Origin of the sequence: Streptococcus suis, assembly GCF_002964575.1 — a bacterium.
In the GTDB taxonomy this organism is placed as follows: domain Bacteria; phylum Bacillota; class Bacilli; order Lactobacillales; family Streptococcaceae; genus Streptococcus; species Streptococcus suis_R.
Window position 1 is genome coordinate 1 of the sequence record NZ_POQQ01000054.1, and the last position, 11,139, is coordinate 11,139.

10 protein-coding genes and 5 pseudogenes are annotated in these 11,139 nt (G+C 33.7%); 13 read left to right on the plus strand and 2 right to left on the minus strand.

Annotated elements, in window-relative coordinates:
- From C1E58_RS07300 to C1E58_RS07345, 12 genes and pseudogenes are all read left to right on the plus strand, one after another.
- A partial coding sequence (locus tag C1E58_RS07300; RefSeq protein ID WP_193441741.1) for a cadmium resistance transporter occupies positions 1-189 on the plus strand: 189 nt, incomplete at its 5' end.
- 11 nt (positions 190-200) lie between these two features.
- Positions 201-539, plus strand: coding sequence for a Cd(II)/Zn(II)-sensing metalloregulatory transcriptional regulator CadX (gene cadX, locus C1E58_RS07305; RefSeq protein ID WP_000711078.1), 339 nt, complete (start codon positions 201-203; stop codon positions 537-539).
- Positions 540-577: 38 nt separating this feature from the next.
- Entirely contained in the window at positions 578-1,120 is a 543-nt protein-coding gene (locus tag C1E58_RS07310; protein ID WP_416367538.1) for a zinc ribbon domain-containing protein, read from the plus strand.
- A 460-nt stretch (positions 1,121-1,580) separates the two neighbouring features.
- Positions 1,581-1,770: pseudogene (locus C1E58_RS07315) on the plus strand (hypothetical protein).
- 20 nt (positions 1,771-1,790) lie between these two features.
- Entirely contained in the window at positions 1,791-2,399 is a 609-nt protein-coding gene (locus C1E58_RS07320; RefSeq protein ID WP_170243550.1) for a YdhK family protein, read from the plus strand.
- 211 nt (positions 2,400-2,610) lie between these two features.
- Positions 2,611-2,790 (plus strand): annotated as a pseudogene (locus C1E58_RS07325) (class I SAM-dependent methyltransferase); the annotation flags it as partial.
- Positions 2,791-2,822: 32 nt separating this feature from the next.
- Positions 2,823-3,686, plus strand: a complete 864-nt coding sequence (locus tag C1E58_RS07330) for an aminoglycoside nucleotidyltransferase ANT(6)-Ia (RefSeq protein WP_002294505.1) — start codon at positions 2,823-2,825, stop codon at positions 3,684-3,686.
- A gap of 43 nt (positions 3,687-3,729) precedes the next feature.
- Positions 3,730-3,795 (plus strand): annotated as a pseudogene (locus tag C1E58_RS12550) (adenine phosphoribosyltransferase); the annotation flags it as partial.
- Positions 3,790-4,704 (plus strand): annotated as a pseudogene (gene aph(2'')-Ia / locus C1E58_RS07335) (aminoglycoside O-phosphotransferase APH(2'')-Ia); the annotation flags it as partial. The pseudogenes C1E58_RS12550 and aph(2'')-Ia, both read left to right, overlap by 6 nt.
- 479 nt (positions 4,705-5,183) lie before the next feature.
- On the plus strand, positions 5,184-7,151 hold the full coding sequence (optrA, locus tag C1E58_RS07340; RefSeq protein ID WP_105209901.1) for an ABC-F type ribosomal protection protein OptrA: 1,968 nt from the start codon (positions 5,184-5,186) through the stop codon (positions 7,149-7,151).
- 263 nt (positions 7,152-7,414) lie between these two features.
- A complete protein-coding gene (locus tag C1E58_RS12515) occupies positions 7,415-7,549 on the plus strand; it encodes a hypothetical protein (protein ID WP_002415371.1) in 135 nt (44 codons plus the stop codon).
- Between the two features lie 531 nt (positions 7,550-8,080).
- A complete protein-coding gene (locus C1E58_RS07345) occupies positions 8,081-8,443 on the plus strand; it encodes an EFR1 family ferrodoxin (protein WP_024378353.1) in 363 nt (120 codons plus the stop codon).
- Between the two features lie 124 nt (positions 8,444-8,567).
- Here the strand turns inward: C1E58_RS07345 and erm(A) are convergent, their stop codons facing one another.
- On the minus strand, positions 8,568-9,299 hold the full coding sequence (gene erm(A), locus C1E58_RS07350; protein WP_002360844.1) for a 23S rRNA (adenine(2058)-N(6))-methyltransferase Erm(A): 732 nt from the start codon (positions 9,297-9,299) through the stop codon (positions 8,568-8,570).
- A gap of 205 nt (positions 9,300-9,504) precedes the next feature.
- On the minus strand, positions 9,505-10,185 hold the full coding sequence (locus tag C1E58_RS07355; RefSeq protein WP_014293938.1) for an IS6-like element IS1216 family transposase: 681 nt from the start codon (positions 10,183-10,185) through the stop codon (positions 9,505-9,507).
- Between the two features lie 71 nt (positions 10,186-10,256).
- Here C1E58_RS07355 and C1E58_RS07360 point away from each other — a divergent pair.
- A pseudogene (locus tag C1E58_RS07360) lies at positions 10,257-11,139 on the plus strand (DNA cytosine methyltransferase); the annotation flags it as partial.

The following is an 11,139-nucleotide window of genomic DNA, read 5'->3' on the forward strand; positions in this document are numbered from 1 at the left end:
TTACTTACTTTTCTAGTCATGATTTATCTCTTGGTTTTTTCTGCCCAAAAATTGGCACAAGTCCCTTCTGTTGGAGAAACTTTGGAAAAATATAGCAGATGGTTTATTGCCGTCGTCTATTTAGGATTGGGGATGTATATCCTGATTGAAAACAACAGCTTTGACATGCTATGGGCTGTGTTAGGCTAGGAGAAAAAATTATGAAAAAAGATAGTATCTGTCAAGTGGATGTTATTAATCAACAAAATGTTACAACCGCAACGAACTACCTTGAAAAGGAAAAAGTCCAAAAATCACTTCGTATTTTATCAAAATTTACCGATAATAAACAGATAAATATCATCTTTTATCTCCTTGCCGTCGAAGAACTCTGTGTCTGCGATATAGCCTGTTTATTAAATCTCAGTATGGCATCTGCCTCCCACCATCTTCGTAAACTAGCCAATCAAAACATCTTGGACACTAGAAGAGAGGGGAAAATTATATATTATTTTATAAAAGATGAGGAAATCAGAGATTTTTTTAATCAACTAGGATAACAACTATTCAAAATGATGGACAAGTCAATCAATACTATGTGGAAGATAGCCACGAAGGTATTATTGATGAGGAGATTTGGGAGACTGTTCAACTGGAAATAGCTAGACGCAAAACTTATCGAGAGGAACATCAGCTCAAGTCTTATATCATGCAGAGTGAGGACAACCCATTTACCACCAAGGTTTTCTGCCAAGCCTGTGGGTCTGCCTTTGGTCGAAAGAATTGGGCAACCAGCCGAGGGAAACGTAAAGTTTGGCAATGTAACAACCGCTATCGCATCAAGGGAGTTGAAGGGTGTTACAGTAGCCATTTGGATGAAGCGACACTTGAGCAGATTTTCCTAAAGGCGTTAGAGATACTGAGCGAGAACATTGATTTGCTTGAGGGCAAGTGGGAGAAAATCTTAGAAGAGAATCGCCTGCTTGATAAGCACTACAGCATAGCATTGAGTGACCTGATTAGGCAGGAGCAGACAGACTTCAATCACTCAGATATGTGCCGAGTGCTAGACCATATCAGGATAGGGCTTGAAGGAGAGATAACCGTTCGCTTCCTGGAAGGAACTGAGGTAGACTTATAGAATAGCTGAAATTCCCTACTTTCATAGAGTACTACGAACGTATCTAAAAGAGCAACTGTATCCAACCTTGATGCAAAAGAGTGGATACCAGAAGGGTAATGTACCTATTGAATATTATCAGGAGCTTATCGGTGTCTGTTTTATCGAGACGGTTCGCTGGGGTATCAGAAACCGTATTGCTTCAACAGAGGAACTTTGCACCTACTTCTTGAATTTTTTAAACATTAAAAAACTGTCGAGAATATTTTTCTTGACAGCTCATTTTTTTTGATGATATAATTACAAATGTAATCAATCGACTACAATTGTAGTCTGTCGAAAGGAGGAAAGGTATTGAAAAGAGCTTTGTTGAAGCGCATAAAGGTAGTATAACTGTAAAAAGTAAATTAGGTCTAAGAACTAAATTTGTTATAAAGTTACCATTTCAATAAAGGAGGAGAGTTATTTATTTCAAAAATAGATAAAAAATGCTAAACTAATATGTGAATGTTGGTCAAAAAATATTTTTTCAACTGATTTCAATAGATAGTATCGAAAAAGTTCATTTAGATATCTTATCAAATTCTGTAGTAATCTTTTCTAAGAAGGACTTATCAATAGCTACAATTAAAAAAGAAGTTTTTGGATTACAAATTTATGAGATGACTTAAATGTGATTAATTAAAGGAGGATGAACACAGTGAAAAAGATGATAAAATTAGTATTTGTAAGTCTTGGAATTATTGTATTTTTAGGAGCGTGTAGCAATCAAAGTGAATCGAATAATTCTAAAAGTACAAACGAGGAATCGACTTCTATAGCGTCTAGTAAAATGAATAGTATGGAGGGAATGAATCATGAGGGAATGAATCATGAAGGTATGGTTCCTTCTTCAATGAAAGATGCTGCGCACCCTAAATTCCCGGTGGGAAGTAATGTTATACTGCTAGGCGATCATATGAAAGGGATGAAAGGTGCAAAAGCTCAAGTTGTAGGAGCCTTTGATACTACAATTTATGAAGTAAGCTATAAGCCAAAAACTGGGGGACCAATGGTTAAGAATCATCGATGGGTAGTACAAGAAGAGTTAAAAGATACTAAGACTGTAGCAAATGAGGGCGATACTGTTATCTTGAATGCCGATCACATGGATGGGATGATGGGAGCTGAAGCAAAAGTAGATAAATCTATTACAAGAACTGTTTACGTTGTTAATTACACTCCAACCAATGGTCAAAAAGAAGTTAAGAATCATATGTGGGTAACTGAAGATGAGATGGAATATGACAAAAATAATTGATTTACAAGCTCCAGAAACAGATATTGAAACTATTCGACAAGGGTTTGAATCTGTTATTCAATATATAAAAATTTCATAAAAATAATCCTTTGAAGTCAAGAGTAACTTCAGAGGTTTTTACTGTTCAATAGGCATAAAATTTCCAGTAATCTTTCCCACAATCCTTGGTTAGTCTTCTACTGGCGCAAACTTGTCTGGGTAAGCCTTATTGAAGGTTACAAAATATCATAGAACACTGACCACATATCTAAATACACTGCTTTCAAATAGTTTTATAATAAATCAGATTGTGGAGCCACAGCCGCCAGAGAACATGATGGATATTCCGGGGATGGCGGATGAAATGCGACGCCCAATGATGCTGATTGTATCGGCAAAAAAGAAGATGTAATAATATAGAAAAAATAAACGAGGAGTATGTAAATGAGATCAGAAAAAGAAATGATGGATTTAGTACTTTCTTTAGCAGAACAGGATGAACGTATTCGAATTGTGACCCTTGAGGGGTCACGCGCAAATATTAATATACCTAAAGATGAATTTCAGGATTATGATATTACATATTTTGTAAGTGATATAGAACCGTTTATATCTAATGATGACTGGCTTAATCAATTTGGGAATATAATAATGATGCAAAAGCCGGAGGATATGGAATTATTCCCACCTGAAGAAAAGGGATTTTCCTATCTTATGCTATTTGATGATTACAATAAAATTGATCTTACCTTATTGCCCTTGGAAGAGTTAGATAATTACCTAAAGGGCGATAAATTAATAAAGGTTCTAATTGATAAAGATTGTAGAATTAAAAGGGACATAGTTCCGACTGATATAGATTATCATGTAAGAAAGCCAAGCGCAAGGGAGTATGATGATTGCTGCAATGAATTTTGGAATGTAACACCTTATGTTATTAAAGGATTGTGCCGCAAAGAGATACTGTTTGCAATCGATCATCTGAACCAGATTCTACGGTTTGAACTACTTAGGATGATGTCGTGGAAGGTTGGGATAAAGACAGAATTTTCATTAAGTGTTGGGAAAAATTATAAGTATATTAACAAATACATTGATGAAGATCTATGGAATAGATTATTATCTACATATCGCATGGATTCCTATGAAAATATTTGGAAGTCATTATTTATATGCCACCAATTGTTCAGGGAAGTGTCCAAAGAGGTAGCAGAACTACTGGGGTTTGATTATCCAGAGTATGGTAAGAACATAACAAGATATACCGAGGACATGTATAAAAAATATGTTGAAAATGACTATTTTTAAAGATTAGCAAAGATTATTAACCATAAGCAAGGGGTGTAAATGTATGGAAAGTACTGATGTTATAAATGAAATTAGAGGTATATTACCTCGTAACTCAATTGGAAAATATAGATATGATGATAATGCCACAAATGTTAAGGCAATGAAATATTTAATTGAGCATTACTTTGATAATTTCAAAGTAGATAGTATTGAAATAATCGGTAGTGGTTATGATAGTGTGGCATATTTAGTTAATAATGAATACATTTTTAAAACAAAATTTAGTACTAATAAGAAAAAAGGTTATGCAAAAGAAAAAGCAATATATAATTTTTTAAATACAAATTTAGAAACTAATGTAAAAATTCCTAATATTGAATATTCGTATATTAGTGATGAATTATCTATACTAGGTTATAAAGAAATTAAAGGAACTTTTTTAACACCAGAAATTTATTCTACTATGTCAGAAGAAGAACAAAATTTGTTAAAACGAGATATTGCCAGTTTTTTAAGACAAATGCACGGTTTAGATTATACAGATATTAGTGAATGTACTATTGATAATAAACAAAATGTATTAGAAGAGTATATATTGTTGCGTGAAACTATTTATAATGATTTAACTGATATAGAAAAAGATTATATAGAAAGTTTTATGGAAAGACTAAATGCAACAACAGTTTTTGAGGGTAAAAAGTGTTTATGCCATAATGATTTTAGTTGTAATCATCTATTGTTAGATGGCAATAATAGATTAACTGGAATAATTGATTTTGGAGATTCTGGAATTATAGATGAATATTGTGATTTTATATACTTACTTGAAGATAGTGAAGAAGAAATAGGAACAAATTTTGGAGAAGATATATTAAGAATGTATGGAAATATAGATATTGAGAAAGCAAAAGAATATCAAGATATAGTTGAAGAATATTATCCTATTGAAACTATTGTTTATGGAATTAAAAATATTAAACAGGAATTTATCGAAAATGGTAGAAAAGAAATTTATAAAAGGACTTATAAAGATTGATTATATAATATATGAAAAGCTATTATAAAGACATTAGTATTAAATAGTTTAAAAAAATGAAAAGGTTCTGTTGCAAAGTTTTAAATCTACTAGAAAGCTTTTTAAGGGGTATTAGCACTACTGACACACTAAATACTATACAAGCTATAAAAAGCTCTTAAAACCGAAATAGAAGCCTTAAAAGTTGCAATTAATAAAATTAGCACTTTATGATATAATGGCGTTGTTATAAAAAAAATAATAGAAAGGAAAGGAAGGCAGATGAGATAACAGATCAGTTACTTTACTTTTACCAGAAAGGGTGTAAGCTAAAACTTAGGCTAGCCATTGCGCTAGCGACTTGGTACAATAAGGTGGCAATTGAATTATATTAATAATCGATAGGAGGTAGAAGCAAATGAAATCTACAACTATAGTAACATTTAAAGAACTCCATGTATAGGTGGCTGTGACAAGCTTTACATGGAGTAGAATAATTATTGTCCAAAGCCACCTTTGCAATTGCTAGTACTAACGCAAAGGAGGATATGAAAATGCAATACAAAATAATTAATGGTGCCGTTTACTATGATGGTAATATGGTGTTGGAAAACATCGGTATTGAAATCAATGATAATGAAAAGATTGCTATTGTTGGTAGAAATGGATGTGGAAAAACAACCTTGCTAAAAGCTATTATAGGCGAAATTGAATTAGAAGAAGGAACTGGTGAAAGTGAGTTTCAAGTAATAAAGACCGGTAACCCTTATATTAGCTATTTAAGACAGATGCCTTTTGAAGATGAAAGTATATCAATGGTGGATGAAGTCCGTACGGTATTTAAGACGCTTATTGATATGGAAAACAAGATGAAACAGCTGATAGATAAAATGGAGAATCAATATGATGATAAAATCATCAATGAATACTCTGATATCAGTGAAAGGTATATGGCTCTTGGAGGTCTAACCTACCAAAAAGAATATGAAACGATGATTCGTAGTATGGGTTTTACTGAAGCAGATGATAAAAAACCCATTTCTGAATTTTCAGGTGGTCAGCGAACTAAGATAGCTTTTATAAAAATACTTTTAACAAAGCCAGACATTCTATTACTTGATGAACCTACTAACCACCTTGATATAGAAACAATACAATGGTTGGAGAGTTATTTGAGAAGTTATAAATCTACATTGGTTATTATTTCCCATGATAGAATGTTTCTTAATCGAATTGTGGATAAGGTTTATGAAATCGAATGGGGAGAGACCAAATGTTATAAAGGTAATTATTCAGCCTTTGAGGAGCAAAAACGAGAAAATCATATCAAACAGCAAAAAGATTACGACTTGCAACAGATAGAAATTGAAAGGATTACACGCTTGATTGAACGTTTTCGTTATAAACCTACGAAAGCTAAAATGGTGCAATCTAAAATTAAATTATTACAGCGTATGCAAATATTAAATGCACCAGACCAATACGATACAAAAACTTATATGTCTAAATTTCAACCGAGAATCAGTAGTTCAAGGCAAGTATTAAGTGCTTCAGAACTTGTGATAGGCTATGATACTCCTCTTGCAAAGGTTAATTTCAACCTTGAAAGGGGACAGAAGCTTGGAATTGTTGGGAGTAATGGTATTGGTAAATCCACGTTGCTTAAAACACTTATGGGTGATGTGGCAGCATTGTCTGGAGATTTTAAATTCGGATACAATGTTGAAATTAGCTATTTTGACCAACAGCTTGCTCAAATCAGTGGAGATGATACACTATTCGAAATTTTTCAAAGCGAATACCCTGAGCTAAATGACACAGAGGTCAGAACTGCTCTTGGCTCATTTCAGTTTAGTGGAGATGATGTTTTTAGACCGGTGTCCTCTTTGTCAGGTGGAGAAAAGGTTAGATTGACATTATGTAAATTATTATATAAACGTACTAATGTTTTAATCTTAGATGAACCGACAAACCACATGGATATTATTGGAAAAGAGAATTTAGAGAATATCTTATGCAGTTATCAAGGTACAATTATTTTTGTGTCACATGATAGATATTTTACTAATAAGATTGCTGACAGATTACTTGTTTTTGATAAGGATGGTGTAGAGTTTGTACAATCTACTTATGGTGAGTACGAGAAAAAAAGGATGAATTCTGAAAAGCCATTTAATAACATTAAAGTTGAGCAGAAAGTAGAGAAAAATAACACAGTAAAAGGCGATCGTAACTCCATTGAGAAGGAGAAGGTTAAGAAGGAGAAACGAATTGAAAAGCTTGAAGTGTTAATAAATCAATATGATGAAGAATTAGAAAGATTGAATAAAATCATTTCTGAACCAAACAATTCTTCTGATTATATAGTACTGACGGAAATACAAAAATCAATTGATGATGTTAAAAGGTGTCAGGGTAATTATTTTAATGAATGGGAACAGTTGATGAGAGAATTGGAAGTTATGTAATTTTTGAGTTATGCAATAAGGATGTAAAAGTGTTAATGATACATTCTGGTTGTTGAAAATGTAAAAAAATTAATGAATTTTTATTAGATATAATCGCTATGTGAAGACCTTTTGAGTTTGCCGCATAGCGGTTTTTATTATCTATACTTTGGAATTGTCAAGAAAAGTGTAGTCGTATAAACTCACTAAATTTCCTTTGATTGTTATGCTGCCAGAAGTTGTTCTTCCAGTAGCCCTCTGTATATAACAGGAGGATTGAGCAGGTGGTTTCTGTCGTTGCAGAACCAGATTCTAAATATGGGACTGAAGTATTTGATGAATATGTCATAAGTAAAGAATTTGAAAATGTTCAAGAGGTTATGACGTCTCAAATACAGCAGAAAGGAAGGTTAAGATAAGAGAAACTGAAGTTCAACAATAGTATTTAGATATAGGGTGATAAATCAGATTATATTGTGATTTGTAGAATTGCTTGCCTTGGTGCTAAATAGGTATGGTAATAATGTACTAATCGATTGTTTTGTAGTAAAAAAGCAACAGATAATTAGGATATTTTTCTTGTATTGTTCGTTAAAAAGAGCCAAACGAAGTATATTTTCTCATAGAAGTTGAACATAGTAGACTGATTATTGCCACTGTAAAAAATGAGGAATGTATCCTGTGTTACAGTTATTCCATTAATGAGAGATGAGGATAAAGATAGATTTGTACAGGGAATTGAGAAATTTAACGTTTAAACAAAATCTAGTTCATCCTTTACACTATCCGTTGGGATAGTATACGTCACAAATGTGCGTACTTACATTTTGAATTTTCTTAAGTATAATACTCATTATGATGACACCTAGATAACAATTCAAACCCGATGCAAGTGTAACTGCATCAAAAATCAATTTTGAATCCTAATTAGTTAAAGAGAGGTAGCAGAAATGACAATTTTGTATTTTACCGCAACAGGAAACAGTCTTTATGTTGCGAAAAGACTTGGTGGAAAACTAATATCCATCCCACAAATGATAAAAGAGAATAAATATGAGTTCTCAGACGAGAGGATAGGTATTGTATTCCCGGTTTTTCACGTTAATATCCCGCCATATATTAGAGATTTTTTAGAACGCTCTATTTTTAATTGCAAATATCTATTTGTTATTGCAACATATGGAGAATATGCAGGTTCAACTGCAGATGAAGTGAAAAAGATTTTAGACAAACGTTCAATACCAGCCAATTATATAAATAATATACAAATCGTTAAGTATATGAAAAATTCTATAGAAACTTCTCTCAATTAGGCTAATTTTATTGCAATAACAGGTGCCTACTTTTAAAACAACCGATTTATTAATAAATATTGAAAATTTTTAGGAAGAATAAAGCGTTCTCTTGTGAAATTAGAGAACGCTTTATTACTTTAATTTACTGAAACAATTTGTAACTATTGAAAATAGAAAGAAATTGTTCCTTCGATAGTTTATTAATATTAGTGACATTTGCATGCTTCAAAGCCTGTCGGAATTGGTTTTTAGTAAAAAGAACGCGATATTCACGGTTTACCCACTTATAAACAAAAGATTGATACTCTTTGTAGTCCTTCTTTAAAATCAATGGTTGATGTCGTTCAAGAACAATCAATACAGAGTCTACATTCGGTTTAGGGTGAAAATATGCTCGTGGCACTTTTTTGAGAACTCTTATGTCCAATTCCACCATCAATAGCAAACCTAAAGCTCGTTTCGTATTTTGTAATCTTTTTGCAAAACCATTCTCCACAATAAGGTAACTATATTTCGAATTGCTTTCAAAAGCAATTTTTTTGACAATATCAGTACTGATGTTAAAGGGGATATTACCAAATATTTTATAGTCTTTGTTTTTGGGGAAGTTAAATTTCAGAATATCCGTATGGATAACTTTTATATTCTGAAAAGGCTTCACGACTTTTTGGGTGACTTGACACAAGTCCTCATCAATTTCTATAGAATCCACCCACCGACTCATTTTGACAAGTTCTTTGGTAAAATGACCTTTTCCTGATCCAATTTCTATTACATTATCTTGTTTATTTATATTCGTATGATTCAATATCTCTTTTACATGCTTTTTAGAAGTAATAAAATTTTGAGTGTCCTTTGGGTTTTTCTGGTTCATTATAACCTTCTCCTTGCCATTTTTTTCATTATGAATGAGATAAAGTAATATCTACTACTGCGATACTAGTGCACATACTTGAAACCTCCTTACGTAACTGATTATATCATTTCTGTTTACTTTTTAGAATAAAGCTCTATATGTAATTTTGGGTTCTGTTGCAAAGTTTTAAATAAAGAATAAAATCCCTTACGGTATCTATGATTTAAGCTGGGATTCCCAATAATACCTTGATTTCAGTACAGACCGAAAACCCGAAGAGAGTGCCTTCTTTTCGGGTTTTCTTATATAATCCTCGGATGGCTTCCATGCCTTTAATCGTTGTAGAGGCAGTGCGTAAACTTCGATAGAATTTATTGCGTCTCTTTACTGGACGATGGTCTTGTTCAATCAAATTATTCAGGTATTTAATGGTACGATGTTCTGTCCCTTGATAAAAGCCGTATTCTTTTAGTTTCTTAAAGGCACTTGTAATAGAGGGGGCTTTATCTGTGACTACAACCTTCGGTTCATCAAACTGCTTCACTAACCGCTTAAGAAAAGCATAGGCTGCTTGTGTGTCCCGTTTTTTACGTAACCAAATATCCAAGGTTAAACCATCTGCATCGATGGCTCGATACAAATAATGCCATTTTCCTTTAATTTTGATGTACGTTTCATCCATTTTCCATGAATAAAAGGATTTTTTATTTTTCTTTTTCCAAATTTGATAGAGTCGTTTGCCATATTCTTGCACCCAACGATAAATCGTGGTATGAGAAACGTTAATGCCACGATCATATAAGATTTCTTGAACTTCACGATAGCTAAGGTTATAACGAAGATAGTAGCCCACGGCTACAATAATCACATCCTGCTGAAATTGCTTTCCTTTAAAATGATTCATCGTCATTCCTCCTGCTATCTTTTTCTATTATTCTACCTTATTTGATAGTAGATTTAAAACTTTGCAACAGAACCCTCTTTTTTGAGATTGCTCGAGCGGCCAAACAAATCCAACCACGTTTTCTATTTTTGGAAAACGTCAAAGGCCTACTCAATCACGACGAGGGACGGACGTTTGCCACAATCCTCTCCACGATGGATGAATTGGGGTATGATGTCGAATGGCAGGTGCTTAACAGTAAGAACTTCCAAGTCCCGCAAAACAGAGAGCGGGTCTTTATTATCGGACATTCTAGAAGATACCGTTCCAGATTCATATTTCCTCTCAGAAGAGAAAACAGCCCAGCTCATCTTGAAAGGCTAGGAAATATCAATCCCTCTAAACGTGGTTTGAATGGTGAAGTCTATCTGACGAATGGACTTGCTCCTACACTAACAAGAGGTAAAGGAGAGGGAGCTAAAATCGCCATTCCAGTCTTAACACCAGATAGACTAGAAAAACGCCAACATGGTCGTCGATTTAAGGACAATCAAGACCCTATGTTTACTTTGACCAGTCAAGACAAACACGGGGTTGTTGTCGCAGGAAATCTGCCGACTAGCTTTGACCAGACCGGTAGAGTATTTGACATTTCTGGCTTATCACCGACCTTGACCACCATGCAAGGTGGAGACAAGGTGCCAAAGATTTTGCTGAGGGAGGAGCTGCCATTTCTGAAAATCAAGGAAGCCACAAAAACAGGGTATGCAAAGGCGACTCTTGGAGACTCTGTCAATCTGGCTTATCCAGACTCAACAAAACGTAGGGGACGAGTGGGAAAGGGAATATCCAATACTCTGACGACTTCAGACAATATGGGAGTGGTGGTTGCTGCTCTGGAATATCGACAGGATAAGTGGTATGAAGTCACAGGTATTGTCTTAGAGGGGAAACTTTATCGCCTGAGAATAAGAC

Coding starts and splice junctions, on each gene's coding strand:
- cadX (WP_000711078.1), top strand. CDS start 201: ATGAAAAAAGATAGTATCTGTCAAGTGGATGTTATTAATCAACAAAAT.
- C1E58_RS07320 (WP_170243550.1), top strand. CDS start 1,791: ATGAACACAGTGAAAAAGATGATAAAATTAGTATTTGTAAGTCTTGGA.
- C1E58_RS07330 (WP_002294505.1), top strand. CDS start 2,823: ATGAGATCAGAAAAAGAAATGATGGATTTAGTACTTTCTTTAGCAGAA.
- C1E58_RS07345 (WP_024378353.1), top strand. CDS start 8,081: ATGACAATTTTGTATTTTACCGCAACAGGAAACAGTCTTTATGTTGCG.
- C1E58_RS07355 (WP_014293938.1), bottom strand. CDS start 10,185: ATGAATCATTTTAAAGGAAAGCAATTTCAGCAGGATGTGATTATTGTA.